An 18,818-nucleotide genomic window follows, 5' to 3' on the forward strand; every position below is an offset into this window, starting at 1 on the left:
GAAGAAGAAAAACGCTTGCACGAGCAATCTTATGGTATACCATCATACGAAATACAATAGTGCTCGTTCCGGGAGTCCTTCATGAGCTTTGAAATCCGCAAGATCGTCAATTACACCGAAGAAACCTTCATCGAAGGCGGCAAGGCCACCGACAAACCGGTGACCATGGTCGGGCTGGCGGTCGTGATCAAGAACCCGTGGCTGGGCAATGGTTTTGTCGAAGACCTGAAGCCCGAGATCCGCGCCAATTGCTCGGATCTGGGCGAACTGATGGTCAAACGTCTGACCGATGCCATCGGCGGCGCCGACAGGATCGAAGCCTATGGCAAAGCCGCCGTGGTTGGTGCAGACGGCGAAATCGAACATGCATCGGCGGTGATCCACACCCTGCGCTTCGGCAATCATTACCGCGAAGCGGTCAAGGCCAAGAGCTATCTGAGCTTCACCAACAAGCGTGGCGGACCAGGTACCTCCATCCAGATTCCGATGATGCACAAGGACGACGAAGGTCTGCGCTCGCACTACATCACGCTTGAAATGCATATCGAAGACTCGCCACGTGCCGACGAAATTGTCGTGGTGCTGGGCGCCGCCAACGGCGGACGTCTGCATCCGCGCATCGGCAACCGCTACATCGACCTGGAAGAACTGGCCGCTGAAAAAGCGCAGTGATCCCCTTCATCCAGTCTGCGCAGGAGCGATCCATGAATCAGCTCACCGCTGAATGCACCCCGGCGGGTACCAGTTATCTGGCCACCGGCCAAGGCCACCCCGTGGTGTTGATTCACGGGGTGGGCCTGAACAAGGAAATGTGGGGTGGCCAGATCGTCGGGCTGGCCCCGCATTACCAGGTTATTGCTTATGACATGCTGGGCCATGGTGCCAGCCCGCGGCCTGACCCGGACACCGGCCTGCCCGGTTATGCCGAACAGTTGCGCGAGCTGCTGGAGCATCTGGGCCTGCCGCAGGCGTCGGTCATCGGGTTCTCGATGGGCGGGCTGGTTGCACGAGCTTTCGCGCTGCATTTTCCACAGCACCTGTCGGCCATGGTCATCCTCAACAGCGTGTTCAACCGCAGTCCGCAACAGCGCGCAGGCGTCATCGCTCGCACCAGCCAGGCCGCCGAGCACGGCCCGGACGCCAACGCGGCCGAAGCATTATCACGCTGGTTCAGTCGCGAGTATCAGGCAGCCAATCCGGCGCAGATCGCTGCCATCCGCCAGAATCTGGCGAGCAACGATCCGCAGGGCTACCTCACCACGTACAAGCTGTTTGCCACACAGGATATGTACCGCGCCGACGATCTGGGCGATATTCGCGCACCGACACTGATCGCCACCGGCGAGCTGGACCCAGGCTCCACGCCTGAAATGGCGAGGGAACTGGCCATGCGCATCAAGGGCGCAGAAGTGGCGATACTGCCCGATCAGCGCCACATGATGCCGGTGGAATCGCCGCGCCTGGTCAATCAGGTGCTGCTGGACTTTCTCGACAAGTCGGCGCGTGTTCACAACTCGATAAAGGGGATCGTTGCATGAGCCTCACCCGTTTTCAGATGTGCATCGACGGCCTCTGGGTCGACGCACTTTCAGGCAAGACCTTCGACAGCCTCAACCCGGCATTGGCGCAGCCCTGGGCGCAGTTGCCCGACGCTGACGAAGCGGACGTGGAGCGCGCCGTGCAGGCCGCGCAGAAAGCCTTCGAGAGCCCGGCGTGGCGTGGACTGACCGCTACGGCGCGCGGCAAATTGCTGCGCAGGCTGGGCGATCTGATTGCCGAGAACAAGGAGCAACTGGCGCAACTGGAAAGCCGCGACAACGGCAAACTGATCCGTGAAACCCGTGGTCAAGTCAGCTATTTGCCCGAGTTCTTTCATTACACCGCAGGGCTGGCCGACAAGCTCGAAGGTGGCACCCTGCCCCTCGACAAGCCAGACCTGTTCGCCTACACCGTGCATGAACCGATGGGCGTAGTGGCTGGCATCATCCCGTGGAACAGCCCGCTTTACCTGACCGCCATCAAGCTCGCTCCGGCGCTGGCAGCGGGCAACACCATCGTGCTCAAACCCTCCGAACATGCCTCCGCCACGGTACTGGAGCTGGCCCGTCTGGCGCTGGAAGCGGGGATTCCGCCGGGCGTCGTCAACGTCATCACCGGTTATGGTCCGACCACGGGCGCTGCCCTCACCCGGCATCCGCTGGTGCGCAAGATTGCCTTTACCGGCGGCGCTGCCACGGCGCGTCATGTGGTCCGAAGCAGTGCGGAAAATTTCGCCAAACTGTCGCTGGAACTGGGCGGCAAGTCTCCCAACATCATTTTTGCCGATGCCGATCTGGACAGTGCCATCAACGGCGCCGTTGCGGGCATCTACGCAGCATCGGGCCAGAGCTGCGTGTCCGGCTCGAGGCTGCTGGTGCAGGACGAGATCTACGACGAATTTGTCGAGCGGCTGGTCGAACGTGCCCGCCGTATTCGCATCGGTAACCCGCAGGACGAAACGACCGAAATGGGTCCGATGGCCACCGCCCAACAATTGGCGGTGGTCGAAGGTCTGGTCGCTGATGCATTGGCCGAAGGCGCACGCTTGCGTCTGGGCGGCAAGCGGCCGGAACTGGCCAGCGAGGGCTGGTTCTACGAGCCGACCCTGTTCGAATGCGACCGCAATTCGATGAAGATCATGCAGGAAGAAGTATTCGGTCCGGTGGCTTCAGTGATCCGTTTCAAGGATGAGGCCGAGGCGCTGGCGATTGCCAACGACTCACAGTTTGGCCTGGCGGCGGGCATCTGGACCCGCGACCTGGGACGCGCCCATCGTCTGGCGCGCGATATCCGCTCCGGGATCATCTGGGTCAACACGTACCGCGCCGTTTCGGCAATGGCCCCCATCGGAGGCTTCAAAAACAGCGGCTATGGTCGCGAGAGCGGGATAGACTCTGTGCTGGCCTACACCGAACTGAAAACGGTGTGGATCAACCTTTCGCAGGCGCCCATGCCTGATCCATTTGTAATGCGTTAACGAGGCCGCTGCGATGATCGAACCCGGTATTTATAAAGAAGTGATGGCGTCGTTTCCGTCAGGCGTCACCATCGTCACTGCGCTGGACCCGGAAGGCAATCTGGTAGGCATCACTGCCAGTGCGTTCAGTGCGTTGTCCATCGACCCGGCACTGGTGCTGTTCTGCCCCAACTACGCATCGGACACCTATCCTGTGCTGCGCGACGGCAAAAAATTCGCGATTCATCTGCTCTCGGCCGATCAACAGGCCGAAGCCTATGCCTTCGCCAGCAAAGGCAAGGAAAAGACCAAGGGCATCGAGTGGCACCTGAGCGATCTGGGCAACCCGCTGCTCAATAACGCCACTGCGATCATCGAGTGTGAGCTGTGGCGTGAATACGATGGCGGCGACCACGCGATCATCGTCGGCGCAGTGAAAAACCTGATCCTGCCGGCCACCCCTGTCACGCCGATGGTTTACCACCGCGGCAAGATGGGCGCCCTGCCCGCGCTGGTCTGACGCAGTCCTGTCGGTTTGGTGGATGCGGGCAACAGCGTGATAAACTCGGCCGCGACCCGGTCTGCACCTCCGGGCCATGCAGCAGCCCGCTTGAATCGCGGGCTGCCGACATGAACGCGGCCAGTTCCAAAGGCCGTGTTTTTTATCTGACAGCCCCACTCCGAGCACACCCGATGAAACGCCTGCCACTCGACGACAACTTCAAGGTCAACCGCAACCCCGTTACCCTGCGCGAGATCGTGCTGGACAAATTGCGTAGCGCGATCATGAACTTCCAGCTGCTTCCGGGAGATCGTCTGGTCGAGCGTGACTTGTGTGATCGTCTGGGTGTGAGCCGTACTTCGGTACGCGAGGCGCTGCGCCATCTGGAGTCCGAAGGGCTGGTGGAATTTGCCGATGCCAAGGGGCCGCGCGTTGCCATCATTACACTGGAAGACGCCTGCGACATCTACGAGCTGCGGTGTGTGCTGGAGGGGCTGATCGTCCAGTTGTTCACCCTGCGTGCCAAGCCCAAGGACATCAAGGCGCTGGAAAAAGCCCTTGAAGTGAACCGTAAGTCGCTCAAGGAAGGCGAGCTGCAACAAGTCATCGATTCGGTGCAGGGCTTCTACGACGTGCTGCTGGAAGGTTCGGGCAACCACGTCGCCGCCACCCAGCTGCGTCAGTTGCAGGCCCGTATCAGCTACTTGCGTGCCACTTCGGTCTCCCAGGAAAACCGTCGCGGCGCCAGCAACAAGGAAATGGAACTGATCGTCGAAGCCATCAAGAGCGGCGATCCGCTGGCCGCACATCAGGCCTCGGTGGATCACGTGCGCAACGCCGCCCGCGTCGCGCTCGAGTACCTCAAATCCAAGCAGGACGACGACGCCAAGGTCCGCGAGATCGTGGCGCCAGTGGCCCTGAAAGAACCCCGCATAGGTCGATGAAATGGCCCAACCACGCTTCTGTCCCCAATGCGGCAGCGCTGATCTCGATCAGCGCATACCTTCAGGCGACACTCATGCGCGGTTGATTTGCGGCAATTGTCAGTACATCCATTACGTTAATCCGAAAATCATCGCTGGCTGCATCATCGAGCAGGAAGGCAAGTACCTGCTGTGCCAGCGTGCGATCCCGCCCCGACCCGGTACCTGGACCCTGCCAGCAGGCTTCATGGAAAGCGGCGAGACCACCGAACAGGCGGCGCTGCGCGAGGTGTGGGAAGAAAGCGGCGTACGCGGCGAAATCATCTCGCCCTACTCGATCTTCAGCGTGCCGCAGATCAGTGAGGTGTACATCATCTTCCGCGCCATCGCGCTGGAAATCACTGGCCAGTTCGGCCCCGAGACGCTGGATTACAAATTCTTCGCCCCCGACGAGATTCCGTGGGACAGCATCTACTACCCCGCCATCCGCCAGATCCTGGAGCGTTACATCGAAGAACGCCAGGCCGGGGTGTATGGCCTCTACATCGGCAATGATGATACCGGGAAGGTGCATTTCATTCGGTGAGGGTGGTGAGTCTGACCCACCACCGCTGGACGCGGAGCGTCCGTAGAAGCATTCCCACGAGAGGCGTACCAGATATCTGACCTTGCTTACTTCACCGCAACCGCGCCATGGTCAGCGCATCGACCATCATTCCGTCACGTATCGCGTACTGACGCAGCCGCCCTTCTGTCTCGAAGCTGAACTTCTGATACAGGCCAATGGCAGCCTCGTTGTCTGCGTAAACCGTCAGCTCGACCCTGCGCAGGTTCATCCAGTTATCGGCAACGTCCAGCACGGCAGCCAGCAGCTTCGACCCAACCCCCTTGCGGTGCCAGTCGGGAGTCACGACCATGCCGATGCTACCAATGTGGGTCTGGCGAATACGTGAGTATTGTTCAAGACCTATATGACCGATCACCTCATTGCCGTGCACGGCCACCAGTTTTATCTGCCGCTCATTGCTTGCAGCCAGACGTTTGCGCCAGACCTCGACCGACTGGTACGGCATCTGCAATACCTGGCGGCAAACAGCCGGATCGTTATAAAGCGCGGCAAGGCTTTCAAGGTGTGTTTCAGCCAGGCACTGGATGACGATACTGGAAGCGGGAGCATGCACTGTGTTTAGTCCACTAATACAGGGGCACTCAGTCTAGATGCCATGACCCGCCTCTGAACAGCCCTCGTCAGCGCCCTACTCCATCCCTTCAACAATCACGATCTCCGCCTTCGATGCGCCCTTTCGATGGCTCATGGCTTCCTGATACTCGGGTGATCTATAGCAGGCAACTGCCTGTTCGTACGACTCGAATTCAATCACCACAGTGCGTTGCGGCGTCGCTCGTCCTTCAAGCGCTTCGGACCGACCTCCGCGAGCCATGAATTTGCCACCAAATAACGCGAAAGCGGCTGGCGCGCGCTGGGTATATTCGCTGTACTGCTGAGGGTCGGTCACGTCAACGTGTGCAATCCAATAAGCCTTCATCGTGATCTCACTGTTTCAATGATAGGGAATCTGTGAAATATTCTGTCTTATGGTATACCACAATAATTCATCCATAACACCGGGATCCGACCATGGCATTTGATCGTATCGAAGACATCATTGAAGACTATCGTCAGGGAAAAATGGTCCTGTTCGTCGATGATGAGGACCGCGAAAATGAAGGCGATCTGTTGCTGGCTGCAGATTGCTGCTCGCCGGAGGCCATCAGTTTCATGGCCCGCGAGGCGCGAGGACTGATCTGCCTGACCCTGACCGATGAACATTGTCAGCGTCTGGGCCTTGAGCAGATGGTGCCCAGCAACGGCAGCGTGTTCTCCACCGCATTCACGGTTTCCATCGAGGCGGCCACGGGCGTGACGACCGGCATCAGCGCTGCAGATCGAGCACGTACCGTTCAGGCCGCCGTCAATCCGCAGGCGGCTCCGGAAGACCTCGTCCAACCGGGCCACATCTTCCCGCTGCGGGCCCGCGAGGGCGGCGTATTGACCCGCGCAGGGCATACCGAAGCCGGTTGCGACCTGGCACGGCTCGCCGGTTTCACGCCCGCCTCGGTCATTGTCGAAGTCATGAACGACGACGGCACCATGGCCCGGCGTCCCGATCTGGAGCGCTTCGCCGAGAAGCACGGTATCCGCATCGGCACCATCGCCGACCTGATCCATTACCGCCTGAGCACCGAACACACCATCGTCAGAATCGGCGAACGTGAGCTGCCCACCGTGCATGGCACCTTCCGCCTGTTCACTTATGAAGACCGCATCGAAGGCGGCGTGCACATGGCCATGGTCATGGGTGATGTGCGCCGCGACGAAGCCACGCTGGTGCGAGTGCATGTGGTCGATCCATTGCGTGATCTGGTCGGCGCCGAATACAACGGGCCTGCCAACTGGACGCTCTGGGCGGCATTACAGAAGGTTGCCGAAGAAGGTCGCGGGATCGTCGTGGTGCTCGCCAATCATGAGTCATCGCAAGCCTTGCTGGAGCGAATTCCACACCTCACCCAGCCGCCACGTCAGTACACCCGCTCACAGTCGCGCATCTATTCGGAAGTCGGCACCGGCGCGCAGATATTGCAGGACCTGGGCGTCGGCAAACTGCGCCACCTCGGCCCGCCACTGAAGTACGCAGGCCTGACTGGCTACGATCTGGAAGTGGTTGAAAGCATTCCGTTTCCAGGCTGACCGCTTGATCTGACAACAGGACAATTGCTGATCGGCACTGCCCGAACGGCCTGCAAACGCTGGGTTTCAAGCAGATAAAACGACAGGTCGATAGCCACACAGAGGCAAAATACTTGCACAAAGTTTGGAATACCATAATATGACATTCCACAGCCGCAACGATTTGTCAGGCGCCTCCGGCACGGGGACAGCATCAATAAAAAGCTTCTGACAGTGACTGGTTTCAAAGGCCCATTGGACCTACTGCTCCCGATTACGCGGGCATGAAATGCCCGCTCAAAACACAACAAATGAGGGCGTGAAAATGGTGTTGAACAAACGTGCAACGGCGGCTCTGATGGCCGGCGTGTTGGCTTTCTCGAGCGTTGCTGCCATGGCCGCCGACAGCGTCAACTTCGTCAGCTGGGGTGGCTCGACGCAGGACGCCCAGAAGCAGGCGTGGGCGGTTCCCTTCGCCAAGGCCAGCGGTATCACCGTCGTGCAGGACGGACCGACCGACTACGGCAAACTCAAGGCCATGGTCGAAAGCGGCAACGTGCAGTGGGATGTGGTCGACGTCGAAGCCGACTTCGCCCTGCGTGCCGCCGCCGAGGGCCTGCTGGAACCTCTGGACTTCAACACCATCAAGCGTGATCGCATCGATCCCCGCTTCGCCTCGGACAATGGCGTCGGCTCGTTCTTCTTCTCGTTCGTGCTGGGCTATAACGAAGACAAGCTGGGCAGCAAAAAGCCCGTCGACTGGACCGCCATGTTCGACACCAAGACCTACCCCGGCAAACGCGCGCTGTACAAATGGCCAAGCCCCGGCGTGCTCGAACTCGCCCTGCTGGCTGACGGTGTAGCCGCCGACAAGCTCTATCCGCTGGACCTGGATCGCGCCTTCAAGAAACTCGACACCATCAAGAAAGACATCGTCTGGTGGGGCGGCGGCGCGCAGTCCCAGCAGTTGCTGGCGTCCGGTGAGGCTTCGATGGGCCAGATGTGGAACGGCCGCGTGTACGCCCTGCAACAGGACGGCGCTCCGGTCGGCGTGAGCTGGAAGCAGAACCTGGTCATGGCCGACTTTCTGGTCGTCCCAAAAGGTGCCAAAAACAAGGACGCAGCGATGAAGTTCATCGCCGAAGCCACCAGCGCCAGAGGCCAGGCCGACTTCTCCAACCTGAGCGCCTACGCCCCGGTGAACCTGGACAGCGTGCCGCGCCTTGACTCGACCCTGGCCAAGAATCTGCCAACGGCTTACGGCGCAGACCAAATCACTCTCGACTTCGCATACTGGGCCAAGAACGGTCCGGATATTGCGACACGGTGGAACGAATGGCTGGTCAAGTAAAAATGACGGCTGTCGTGTCCGGTCAACCCCATCCGGCCGGGGGGGCTTCGCGCACCACCGGTGCGGTTTCAGGCAAGGCGACGAACATGCAGCCAACCCCTTCTCTGGCACAACGCTGGCGCGGCAGTCGCAACCTGATTCCCGCGCTGTTGTTTCTGGGACTGTTCTTCTTTGCACCCTTGATCGGCCTGCTGTTGCGTGGCGTGCTCGAACCCGTTCCGGGTCTGGGCAACTACGAGCAACTGTTTGCCAACTCGGCTTATTCGCGGGTACTGATCAATACCTTCTCGGTCGCAGGTCTGGTGACGCTGTTCAGCCTGCTGCTCGGCTTCCCACTGGCCTGGGTGATCACGCTGGTGCCACGCGGCTGGGGGCGCTGGATCTTCAACATCGTGCTGCTGTCGATGTGGACCAGCCTGCTGGCCCGAACCTATTCGTGGCTGGTGCTGTTGCAGGCCTCAGGCGTCATCAACAAGGCACTGATGGCCATGGGTATCATCGATCAGCCGCTGGAGATGGTGCACAACCTGACCGGCGTGGTGATCGGCATGAGCTACATCATGATCCCGTTCATTGTCCTGCCGCTGCAGGCAACCATGCAGGCCATCGACCCGATGGTGTTGCAGGCCGGTTCCATTTGCGGCGCCAGTCCATGGACCAACTTTTTCCGGGTATTTCTGCCGCTGTGCCGTCCGGGTCTGTTTTCCGGCGGTCTGATGGTGTTCGTGATGTCGCTGGGTTACTACGTCACCCCTGCCTTGCTGGGCGGCGCGCAGAACATGATGCTGCCTGAGTTCATCGTCCAGCAGGTGCAGTCGTTCCTCAACTGGGGGCTGGCGAGCGCCGCCGCTGCGTTGCTGATCGTGATCACCCTGGTGCTGTTCTACTTCTATCTCAAGCTCCAGCCGGAATCTCCGGTCGGCGCCAGCAACGGGAGGTAAGTCGCCATGCTCCTGACACCCAATGCCATGAGCTTTCGCCTGCGGTCGGGGTTGTACCTGACCACCGGGCTGATTGCGCTGTTCCTGTTGCTGCCGATCCTGTTCATCGTGCTGCTGTCATTCGGCTCGTCCCAGTGGCTGGTGTTCCCGCCGCCGGGCTGGACGTTCAAGTGGTATCAGCAGTTCTTTTCCAACCCGGAATGGATGGATGCGGCGATGTCGAGCTTCAAGGTCGCCATCCTCACGACCATCAGTGCGGTAGCGCTGGGCCTGCCGACCGCGTTTGCGCTGGTGCGTGGCAGGTTTCCCGGCCGCGACCTGCTGTACGGCGTCTTCACCCTGCCGATGATCGTGCCGCTGGTGATCATCGCGGTGGCGGTCTATGCACTGTTCCTCAAGCTCGGCTACACCGGCACGCTGTTCTCGTTCGTGGTCAGCCATGTGATCGTCGCGCTGCCGTTCACCATCATTTCCATCATCAACTCGCTGAAGCTGTTCGATCAGTCGATTGAAGACGCGGCCGTGATCTGTGGCGCGTCACGCCTGCAGGCGATCTACAAGGTGACCTTTCCCGGCATTCGTCCCGGCATGATGGCCGGCGCGCTGTTCGCGTTTCTGGTCTCATGGGACGAAGTGGTGCTGAGCGTGATGATGGCCAGCCCGACCCTGCAAACCCTTCCCGTCAAAATGTGGACCACGCTGCGTCAGGACCTGACCCCGGTCATCGCCGTCGCCTCGACACTGCTGATTGCCCTGTCGGTGTTGGTCATGTTCATCGCCGCGACCCTGCGTCGCCGCAACGAAGCCAGGAGTACCTCATGAGTGCCGTGATCAAAGACACCGCGCAACACGATCAGAAGACCCTGGTCAGCCTGTGCAACCTTAACAAGCACTACGGCGATTTCGCGGCCGTCGACAATATTTCTCTGGATATCCAGAACGGCGAATTCCTGACCTTCCTGGGCTCCAGCGGCTCGGGCAAGAGCACCACCCTGTCGATGCTGGCCGGTTTTGAAACCCCAAGCTCGGGCGAGATTCTGGTGGAGGGCAAGTCGCTGGTGAACGTGCCGCCGCACAAGCGCGACATCGGTATGGTGTTCCAACGCTACTCGCTGTTTCCGCACCTGAGTGTGCGCGACAACATTGCCTTCCCGCTGGCCATTCGCAAGCTGCCTGCAGCCGAAAGGGAACAGCGTGTCGACGCCATGCTCAAGCTGGTGCAGCTCGAAGCCTTCGCCCATCGCCGCCCTTCTCAGCTGTCCGGAGGCCAACAACAGCGCGTTGCGATTGCCAGAGCGCTGGTCTACGAACCACGCATCCTGCTGATGGACGAACCGCTCGGCGCACTGGACAAGAAACTGCGAGAAGACCTGCAGGACGAATTGCGTCAGCTGCATCGGCGTCTGGGCATCACCATCGTCTACGTGACCCATGATCAGGAAGAAGCCATGCGCCTGTCTCAGCGCATCGCGATTTTCAGTCACGGCAAGATTGTCGGACTGGGCAGCGGCTATGACTTGTACCAGAACCCGCCGAACGCCTTTGTCGCCTCGTTTCTGGGCAACTCCAACTTCCTCAGGCTCAAGGCTCAGGGTAATGCCGTGGCAACGTTCGAAGGCAGCCCGCTGGCGATCCGCATCACCAACGGTTTGAAGACCGATCAGGACGTGCTGGCGATGATCCGGCCAGAAAAGGCGCAGTCCCTGAGCCTGCAACAGGCGGCGGCCACTGCGCTTGAGCCGGGCTGGAACGAGGTGAATGCCACGGTGACCGAAGTACTGTTTCTGGGTGAAAGCCAGACCTGCTCGGTGGTGACGGCTGGCGGCACCGCCATGACGGTCAAGGCGCTGTCGGCCACCGGCATGCCGATGCAGGCAGGCGATGCCGTGAAAGTGCGCTGGGCGGCGGCGGATGCCTGTATCTACACCGAATGGACCGATGGCGACCTGAACAAGGCGGCCGGGGCGCATTGATCTGTTTTGGACTGACCGGTCTTTCTGGATTACGCATCATCTGTTGAAGAACGTAACACCTGGGGAGGCGCCACCACGTCTTCGACATAGCGCTGTCACGCATCAAACACCGAACCGTGGGAGGCGGCTTGCCGGCGATTCGGTTTCCCGGAAGCCACATCAGCGACCGACCTGACGCTATCGCCGGCAAGCCGCCTCCCACAGCCCGAAATCAACATGACGCTGCCAACTACTGCTCACCCACCCCGACCTGACCCTGCGCCAGAAACTCACGCAGAAACTCCACCGTGACCCGCACCTTGGCCGAGCGCATTAGTGGCGAGGTGTACACCGCCCAGATGTCCGCCTCCTGACGATAATCTGCCAGCACCTGAACCAGCCGCCCCTCGGCCAGATCATCGCGCACGTCCCAGAGTGAGCGCAGTAACACGCCGCGCCCATCAAGGCACCATTGCCGCGCGATCTCGCCATGGTTGGTCGACAGACTGCCGGTGACCTTGACCGTTTCAGCGCCCTGCGGCCCGTTCAAGTGCCAGATACCGAAGGGCCGGTCACGCTCCTTGATCACCAGACAGTCATGGTTGGCCAGTTCTGCCAGGCTCATGGGTGCGCCGCGTTGGGCAAGATAGGCCGGGCTGGCACACAGCACCCGCCAGTTGCTGGCCAGATGACGGGCACGCAGGTGTGGCGCTATTTCGTTGCCGACCCGAATATCCAGATCGACGCCCTCCTCGATCAGATCGATCAACCGGTCCTGAGTGTCCAGACGGATGTCCAGCTTCGGGTAGCGCGCCGCCAGTTCCGACAACGCCGGCGCCACGAATCGGCGACCGAAACCCTGGCTGCTGACCACACGCAGCAGGCCACTGGGCTCGTTGTGCAGCGCCGCAACCTCGTCGCCCATTTGCTGCACCGACTCCAGAATGCCCTTGGCCCATTCGTAGACCCGCTCGCCGTCCTCGGTGATCGACACCTGACGCGTCGAGCGGTGCAGCAGCACGACGCCCATGCCCTGCTCCAACAGGCGAATGCGCTTGCTCACGTAAGCCGCAGACATGCTCAGTTCGTTCGCTGCGCCGACAAAGCTGGAACGGCGTGCAACGTGGACGAACACATTCAGGTCATCGAGGCTGGGGTAATTATTCACGAACCGTGTTCCTTGAATGCATTGAGCAGCTGATTATCTTTGTTTCGTGTGCTTATAGCATAAGCAACCTGAGCAACCCATCCACAGAGAGAGCCTCGCCATGAACAATAAGAAACTGCGCATCGCGGCCATCGCCGGAGACGGGATCGGCCAGGAAGTGCTGCCCGAAGGTGTACGGGTCGTCCAGGCCGCTGCCGCTCGCCATGGCATCGAACTGGAGTTCGAATACTTCGAGTGGGCCAGCTGCGACTATTACCTTGAGCACGGCAAGATGATGCCGGACGACTGGTTCGAACAGCTCAAAGGCTTCGATTCGATTTTCTTCGGTGCCGTGGGTTGGCCCGACAAGGTGCCAGACCACATTTCGCTGTGGGGCTCGCTGCTCAAGTTTCGCCGCGAGTTCGACCAGTACGCCAACATCCGCCCGGTACGGTTGTTTCCCGGCGTGCCCTGCCCGCTGGCCAACCGCGAGCCCGGCGATATCGACTTCATCGTGGTGCGGGAAAACACCGAGGGCGAATACTCGTCCCTGGGCGGCATCATGTTTGAAAACACCGAAAACGAATTCGTCCTACAGGAGTCGGTGTTCACCCGCCGTGGCGTCGACCGCATTCTAAAATACGCCTTCGAACTGGCCAACAAACGTGAACGCAAGCACGTGACGTCCGCGACCAAATCCAACGGGATGGCGATCAGCATGCCGTACTGGGACAAACGTACCGAGGCGATGGCCAGTCAGTACCCTGGAATCAGTTGGGACCGGCAGCACATCGACATCCTGTGTGCACGCTTCGTGCTGCAACCGGAACGCTTCGATGTGGTCGTGGCATCCAACCTGTTCGGCGATATTCTCAGCGACCTAGGGCCGGCCTGCGCGGGCACCATCGGCATCGCACCGTCGGCCAACCTCAACCCGGAACGCAATTTTCCCTCCCTGTTCGAGCCGGTTCATGGTTCGGCTCCGGACATCTTCGGCAAGAACATCGCCAACCCGATTGCCATGATCTGGTCGGGCGCACTGATGCTGGAGTTTCTGGGTCAGGGTGACGAGCGATTCACCGCAGCACACGACGAGATTGTCGGTGCCATCGAGCAGGTCATCGCCAGCGGACATATCACCCCGGATTTGGGCGGAAAATGCTCGACGCAGGACGTGGGTCAAGCGATCGCCGCCAGCCTTTCGAAGGCGTAAACCGGCCAGTCGCTCAAGCCGTCTTGGGCGACTCGCCCTGCGCCTGAACCAGTTCGATAAAGCGCGTCAGGCTGCGTGACTCCGTGCCACGGCGCCAGATCAGCCAGGTTTGCAGGTAACGGAAGGCCTCGGACAGCGGCCAGATACTGACCGTGCTGCAACCGGGCATGCTTTCCAGCATGCTGCGGGGCATCAACGCCAGACCCGCGCCAGCGCTGACGCAGGCCAGCATGCCGTGGTAGGACTCCATCTCGTGGATCTTGCCCGGCACGGCAGCGTCATCGGTGAACCAGCGCTCGAAATGATGCCGGTACGAACAGTTGGCGCGAAAGGCATAGATACTTTCCCCGCTCACGTCCCGTCCACGGGTCACCGGCGCGTGCTGCAGCGGTGCAATCACCACCATTTCCTCTTCGAATACGGGTATGCCTTCCAGTGACGGGTGCAATACCGGGCCGTCAACAAACGCCGCGACGAGTCGGCCTGCAAGCACGCCGTCGATCATGGTGCCGGAGGGACCAGTGCTCAGGTCCAGCTCGACCTTGGTGTACTGCTGGTTATAAGCCGCCAGCAACGCCGGAATTCGCACCGCCGCCGTGCTTTCCAGAGAGCCGAGTGCAAACGGACCCTGCGGTTCTTCGCCAGACACTGACAACCGCGCCTCCTGAACCAGATCAAGAATACGCCGCGTGTAGTCGAGAAAATTCCAGCCGGCAGGCGACAGCCGCAACCGGAGCTTTTCACGAATGAACAACTCGACGCCCAGATCCTGCTCCAGTTGCTTGATGCGCGTGGTCAGGTTGGAAGGCACCCGATGGATATGCTGCGCAGCCGCACTGATGCTGCCGTGCTCGGCAACTGCCTTGAAGATCTCCAGCTGGACCAGATCCACATCATTCTCCAAACGTGAAAGATATGCTCATTATTATTCAGTTTCGCAGAGCATGTCACGGGCTTATTCTGGTTTCATTCCCCACCTGAACAGGATGGCGCCATGACTGCTATTTCCAGCAAGACCCATGCAATTTCGACCAATCCCGCCACGGGCGAACAGATCGGTCATTACCCATTTGCCTCCGATGCGGAGCTCGAAAACAGCCTTGCCCGCGCTGCGGCGAGCTTTTCGGTCTGGAAGCGCAAAACCATCGATGAGCGTGCACAGTTGATCATTGCGCTGGGCAAGACCTTGCGTGAAGACGCGAATGCCATCGCGCAGATGATCAGCCAAGAGATGGGCAAGCCCATCAAACAAGCGCTGGGCGAAGTCGAGAAATGTGCCCAATTGTGCGACTGGTACGCCGCGCAAGGCCCCGCAATGCTGGCGGCCGAGCCGACTCTGGTCGAAAACGACAAGGCCCGCATCGAGTACCGCCCACTCGGCCCGATTCTCGCGGTCATGCCGTGGAACTTCCCGATCTGGCAAGTGCTGCGCGGCGCAGTGCCGACGTTGCTGGCCGGTAATACCTATGTGCTCAAGCACGCACCCAACGTGATGGGCTGCGCTTACCTGATGCTCGACGCATTCAAGCGCGCTGGCTTTCCCGACGGCGTGTTCGAGGTGATCAACGCGACTCAGGATGGCGTCTCCAGGGCCATTGCCGATCCGCGGATTGCCGCAGTCACCCTGACCGGCAGCGTGCGTGCCGGTCAGGCCATCGGTGCGCAGGCGGGCGCCGCGCTGAAGAAGAGCGTGCTGGAACTGGGCGGCTCCGATCCGTTCATCGTGCTCAATGACGCGGATCTGGATGAGGCCGTGAAAGCTGCGGTCATCGGCCGTTTCCAGAATACCGGGCAGGTCTGTGCAGCGGCCAAGCGTCTGATCATCGAAGACGGTGTGGTCGAGGAATTCACCCGCCGGTTCGTTGAGGAAACACGCAAGCTGGTGATCGGCGACCCGTTGGCGGCCGAGACCTATATCGGTCCGATGGCGCGCTTCGACCTGCGTGACGAGCTGGACGCACAGGTTCAGGCCACGTTGGCCGAAGGGGCGACACTGCTGTTGGGCGGCGAACGGATTGCAGGTCAGGGCAATTTCTATGCGCCGACAGTACTGGGTGATGTCACCGACCAGATGACGTCGTTCAAGCAGGAGCTGTTCGGCCCGGTCGCCTCGATCATCACCGCCCGCGACGCCCGGCATGCGCTGGAACTGGCCAACGACAGCGACTTCGGCCTGACCGCCACCGTTTACACCCGCAATCTGGAACTGGCCGAGCAACTGGCGGACGAGCTGGACACCGGCGGTGTGTTCATCAACGGCTACAGCGCCTCGGACCCGCGCGTGACCTTTGGCGGCGTCAAGAAAAGCGGTTACGGACGTGAACTCTCGCACTTTGGCGTACGCGAATTCACCAATGCCCAGACCGTATGGCGGGATCGTCATTGAAGGGGTTGTTGAACACGCATCTGCGTCGGCGCATTTAGCGGACGCGGAGCGTCCTGAGCGGCATTCCCACGCGGAGCGTAGGAACGATCAGCGTGATCTCAAGCACNCCGATCATGCCCATGCTTGTGCTCAGCGTTATACCCGAATCTTGCTGCGACCACCGACTGTGGGAGGCGGCTTGCCGGCGATGCTTTTTCTGAAGCGACCTGTCAGTGACTGAACTGACGCCATCGCCGGCAAGCCGCCTCCCACGGGGTATGCATTCAGTCAGTCACTTTCGTTTTGCCCCCCCGTTTTGCGCGTCTTGCGGACTTGTGTATAACGCTGAGCGCGGAGTGGGAACGATCATCGACCTCACACTGATCGCAGCAACGCTCAATCCGCTTCTGTTTCCACCACTGCAGCGTCGCCAATGGTGTAGAAATGCCCGCCTGCCACGTAGTGCAGGCTGCGCCATTTCGGGTCGGCTGTTTCGAATTCCCAGTGTCCGTCACGGAACACGCGGGTATCCGCCCAGGCACCGACGACTTCGGCGATGAACAGGTCGTAGGTCTGCTCGTTATGGGGCTCAGGGATGACCTTGCAGATCAGCCAGGCCGAACACCCAGCCACCAGCGGCGTGTCGTGACCTTCAATTCGGAACAGTTCTGCGCCCGCCTTCTCCAGTTTGTCCGGCGTGAAGATCAGGCTCTGGGTGCCCACTTCAAACGTCAGATTCAACTGGTCGCGATTGGGCACCTGCAGGGCAAAGTAACCGCTGTTTTCCACCAGGCTGCGGGTTTTGGTCATCTTGTCGATCACCAGCGTCACCTTGGGCGGCGAGAAGTCCAGCGCACAGGCCCAGGCCGCGGCCATGACGTTATGAACGCCACCGTGAGCGGATGACACCAGCACGGTAGGACCGTGATTGAGCAGGCGGTAGGCCTTTTCCATCTCGACTGGGCGGATATGATTGTCCACGTGAAACCCTCGAAAATGTAAATCTTGTCACTGCAAAAAGGCAGCGGAATCAGGCATTGTGCGTGTCTCACGCGTAGGTCATCGTGTGTCTGTGTGGATGACGAACCGGCCCTGTTCCCTTCACCTTTTTTCAAAAGGCTTCGGATTGACCAGCATAGACAGCCCATTTCCCCAAGTGTTCGCCCTGCTCCTTGCCGCAGGTCGCAGTCGCCGTTTCGATGGTGACAAGCGTCGCGCCACTCTGCCCTGCGGTCGCACCATGCTGCGCGCAAGCATCGACAACGCCGTGGGCGCATTCAGCGAGGTCTGGGTGGTTGTGAGAGAAGAGGATGATGCGGACCTGCTGGGCATTCCGCAGCAAGTGACAGTGGTACGCAGTCCGCAGGCCGATCTGGGCATGGGACACAGTCTGGCCAGCGGTATCGAGGCACTCATGCCATCCCGCGCCGACGCGGTGGCTGTGCTGTTGGCTGACATGCCGTGGATACAACCCGCCACCCTGCAAGCCCTTGCCCGCATGGCCAATCCAGGGCGTATCGCCCTGCCCGGCCACGACGGACAACGCGGGCATCCGGTGATCATCGGGCGCGAGTTCTGGCCGTTATTGCTGAACCTTGAAGGCGATCAAGGCGCAAAATCGATCATCAAAAGCCATCCTGAGCTGTGCGATGTGCTGGTGTGTGAGGATCCCGGCATCCTGCGCGACGCCGATACGCAGGAGGCGCTGACACTTGCCTGCCAGACGTTCGTCAAAGCTGCTGGCGACTGACCCCGTTGGCTACCCGCAGGATATCGGCCATCACTGCAATGGCGATCTCGGCCGGGGTCTTGCTGCCCAGATTGAGGCCGATGGGCGCATGAATCCGCGCCAGTGCCTCGTCATCCAGTCCGCCGATCCGTGCCAGTCGCTCCTTGCGCTTGCTGCTGGTGCGCATCGAACCCATGGCACCGATGTAAAACGCCTCGGTGCGCACAGCTTCAAGCATGGTCAGATCATCCAGCTTCGGATCGTGAGTCAGGGCCAGCACAGCCGTTGACGCATGACAGCCGCCTTCGGCAATGAAAACCGCAGGCAGCACGTCGCGCACTTCGACACCCGGCATCGAGAAGCCGGCCGTGACTTCGGTACGAGGGTCACAAACGATGACTTCATAGCCCATGGCAACGGCAAAACTGGCGCAGAATTCGGCCACCGGCGACAGCCCGGCCAACAGCACGCGGTAGACCGCGCCCATGCGGATGCTGATGCGTTCCCCCTCGACCTGCACCCGCGACTCGCCCAACGCAGCCGGACCGGTACTGCGCTGGACACCGCCCAGCACGACCTCGCGGCCGATCACCGTGCGTCCGGCAAGGGCCTGTTCTACTGCGGCCAGATGCCGGTCGGTTTCAGGGCTGGGCGTCATGCATTCGATCAGCACATCCAGCACACCGCCACACGGCAGCGCCAGAGTCGGTGCCAGACCGCCCTCCCCGTAACGCACGATCTGGTTGACCGGCTCGAACTGCCCGGCCGTCAACCGCTCCAGAAAGTCTTCCTCCACGCAGCCGCCGGACAGTGACCCTCGATGTTCGCCACTGCTCAGCGCGACCAGCATCGCCCCCGGTCCGCGCGGAGCGGAACCGAAGGTCGAGAGCACGGTGCAGAGCCACACGGATTTGCCTGTCGCCAGCCAGTCACGCGCCTGCTGAATGACCTGCAAGTCAAGTTGCTTCATCT

At 60.6% G+C, this 18,818-nt stretch carries 20 protein-coding genes; 14 read left to right on the forward strand and 6 right to left on the reverse strand.

The genetic code is table 11. The features are described from left to right. Positions 1-81: 81 nt before the first annotated feature. The 6 genes from AO065_RS01810 (at position 82) to AO065_RS01835 (ending at position 5,006) form a co-directional block, all read left to right on the forward strand. On the forward strand, positions 82-672 hold the full coding sequence (locus AO065_RS01810; RefSeq protein WP_004884822.1) for an amino acid synthesis family protein: 591 nt from the start codon (positions 82-84) through the stop codon (positions 670-672). Between the two features lie 32 nt (positions 673-704). Beyond that, complete coding sequence (locus tag AO065_RS01815; protein ID WP_004884821.1) at positions 705-1,538, forward strand: alpha/beta fold hydrolase; 834 nt, start codon at positions 705-707, stop codon at positions 1,536-1,538. After that, positions 1,535-3,016, forward strand: coding sequence for an aldehyde dehydrogenase (locus AO065_RS01820; RefSeq protein WP_004884820.1), 1,482 nt, complete (start codon positions 1,535-1,537; stop codon positions 3,014-3,016). The genes AO065_RS01815 and AO065_RS01820 overlap by 4 nt, the downstream gene beginning before the upstream one ends. A gap of 13 nt (positions 3,017-3,029) precedes the next feature. After that, positions 3,030-3,515 (forward strand): flavin reductase family protein, encoded by a 486-nt coding sequence (locus tag AO065_RS01825; protein ID WP_004884818.1) that lies wholly within the window; start codon positions 3,030-3,032, stop codon positions 3,513-3,515. 173 nt (positions 3,516-3,688) lie between these two features. Continuing rightward, entirely contained in the window at positions 3,689-4,441 is a 753-nt protein-coding gene (locus tag AO065_RS01830) for a GntR family transcriptional regulator (protein ID WP_004884817.1), read from the forward strand. A gap of 1 nt (position 4,442) precedes the next feature. Beyond that, positions 4,443-5,006: an NUDIX hydrolase gene (locus tag AO065_RS01835; RefSeq protein ID WP_004884816.1), complete on the forward strand. Its 564-nt coding sequence runs from the start codon at positions 4,443-4,445 to the stop codon at positions 5,004-5,006. A gap of 91 nt (positions 5,007-5,097) precedes the next feature. On the opposite strand, the gene AO065_RS01840 is transcribed toward AO065_RS01835, so the two are convergent. Continuing rightward, on the reverse strand, positions 5,098-5,601 hold the full coding sequence (locus AO065_RS01840) for a GNAT family N-acetyltransferase (protein WP_004884814.1): 504 nt from the start codon (positions 5,599-5,601) through the stop codon (positions 5,098-5,100). Positions 5,602-5,676: 75 nt separating this feature from the next. Then, on the reverse strand, positions 5,677-5,967 hold the full coding sequence (locus AO065_RS01845) for a DUF1330 domain-containing protein (protein ID WP_004884812.1): 291 nt from the start codon (positions 5,965-5,967) through the stop codon (positions 5,677-5,679). 92 nt (positions 5,968-6,059) lie between these two features. On the opposite strand from AO065_RS01845, the gene ribBA reads away from it, so the two are divergent. The 5 genes from ribBA to AO065_RS01870 all read left to right on the forward strand — a co-directional run bounded on the left by ribBA (position 6,060) and on the right by AO065_RS01870 (position 11,413). Continuing rightward, the gene (gene ribBA / locus AO065_RS01850) at positions 6,060-7,169 is read left to right on the forward strand and encodes a bifunctional 3,4-dihydroxy-2-butanone-4-phosphate synthase/GTP cyclohydrolase II (protein ID WP_004884810.1); all 1,110 of its coding nucleotides are present in this window, start codon (positions 6,060-6,062) and stop codon (positions 7,167-7,169) included. Positions 7,170-7,473: 304 nt separating this feature from the next. Continuing rightward, a complete protein-coding gene (locus AO065_RS01855) occupies positions 7,474-8,499 on the forward strand; it encodes an ABC transporter substrate-binding protein (protein WP_004884808.1) in 1,026 nt (341 codons plus the stop codon). Continuing rightward, the gene (locus tag AO065_RS01860) at positions 8,484-9,440 is read left to right on the forward strand and encodes an ABC transporter permease (RefSeq protein WP_029242142.1); all 957 of its coding nucleotides are present in this window, start codon (positions 8,484-8,486) and stop codon (positions 9,438-9,440) included. The genes AO065_RS01855 and AO065_RS01860 overlap by 16 nt, the downstream gene beginning before the upstream one ends. A 6-nt stretch (positions 9,441-9,446) precedes the next feature. Beyond that, complete coding sequence (locus AO065_RS01865; RefSeq protein ID WP_004884803.1) at positions 9,447-10,262, forward strand: ABC transporter permease; 816 nt, start codon at positions 9,447-9,449, stop codon at positions 10,260-10,262. Then, on the forward strand, positions 10,259-11,413 hold the full coding sequence (locus AO065_RS01870) for an ABC transporter ATP-binding protein (RefSeq protein ID WP_054540899.1): 1,155 nt from the start codon (positions 10,259-10,261) through the stop codon (positions 11,411-11,413). The genes AO065_RS01865 and AO065_RS01870 overlap by 4 nt, the downstream gene beginning before the upstream one ends. Before the next feature lie 229 nt (positions 11,414-11,642). Here AO065_RS01870 and AO065_RS01875 read toward each other — a convergent pair whose 3' ends face one another. Next, entirely contained in the window at positions 11,643-12,560 is a 918-nt protein-coding gene (locus AO065_RS01875; RefSeq protein WP_004884791.1) for a LysR substrate-binding domain-containing protein, read from the reverse strand. A 100-nt stretch (positions 12,561-12,660) separates the two neighbouring features. Between AO065_RS01875 and AO065_RS01880 the strand changes: the two genes are divergently transcribed. Continuing rightward, positions 12,661-13,752, forward strand: coding sequence for a tartrate dehydrogenase (locus AO065_RS01880; protein ID WP_004884789.1), 1,092 nt, complete (start codon positions 12,661-12,663; stop codon positions 13,750-13,752). A gap of 13 nt (positions 13,753-13,765) precedes the next feature. Here the strand turns inward: AO065_RS01880 and ptrR are convergent, their stop codons facing one another. Beyond that, the gene (ptrR, locus tag AO065_RS01885) at positions 13,766-14,644 is read right to left on the reverse strand and encodes a putrescine utilization regulator PtrR (protein ID WP_004884787.1); all 879 of its coding nucleotides are present in this window, start codon (positions 14,642-14,644) and stop codon (positions 13,766-13,768) included. A gap of 102 nt (positions 14,645-14,746) precedes the next feature. On the opposite strand from ptrR, the gene AO065_RS01890 reads away from it, so the two are divergent. Continuing rightward, the gene (locus AO065_RS01890) at positions 14,747-16,138 is read left to right on the forward strand and encodes an aldehyde dehydrogenase family protein (protein ID WP_004884784.1); all 1,392 of its coding nucleotides are present in this window, start codon (positions 14,747-14,749) and stop codon (positions 16,136-16,138) included. A 375-nt stretch (positions 16,139-16,513) separates the two neighbouring features. On the opposite strand, the gene AO065_RS01895 is transcribed toward AO065_RS01890, so the two are convergent. Further along, entirely contained in the window at positions 16,514-17,098 is a 585-nt protein-coding gene (locus tag AO065_RS01895; RefSeq protein WP_004886408.1) for a flavin reductase family protein, read from the reverse strand. 145 nt (positions 17,099-17,243) lie between these two features. Here AO065_RS01895 and AO065_RS01900 point away from each other — a divergent pair, with 145 nt between their 5' ends. Continuing rightward, complete coding sequence (locus AO065_RS01900) at positions 17,244-17,867, forward strand: nucleotidyltransferase family protein (protein WP_004886407.1); 624 nt, start codon at positions 17,244-17,246, stop codon at positions 17,865-17,867. On the opposite strand, the gene AO065_RS01905 is transcribed toward AO065_RS01900, so the two are convergent. Next, entirely contained in the window at positions 17,848-18,816 is a 969-nt protein-coding gene (locus AO065_RS01905) for an XdhC family protein (RefSeq protein ID WP_004886406.1), read from the reverse strand. The genes AO065_RS01900 and AO065_RS01905 overlap by 20 nt on opposite strands. Positions 18,817-18,818 lie beyond the last annotated feature (2 nt).

The organism is Pseudomonas viridiflava (genome assembly GCF_001642795.1).
Taxonomy (GTDB): Bacteria; Pseudomonadota; Gammaproteobacteria; order Pseudomonadales; family Pseudomonadaceae; genus Aquipseudomonas; species Aquipseudomonas viridiflava.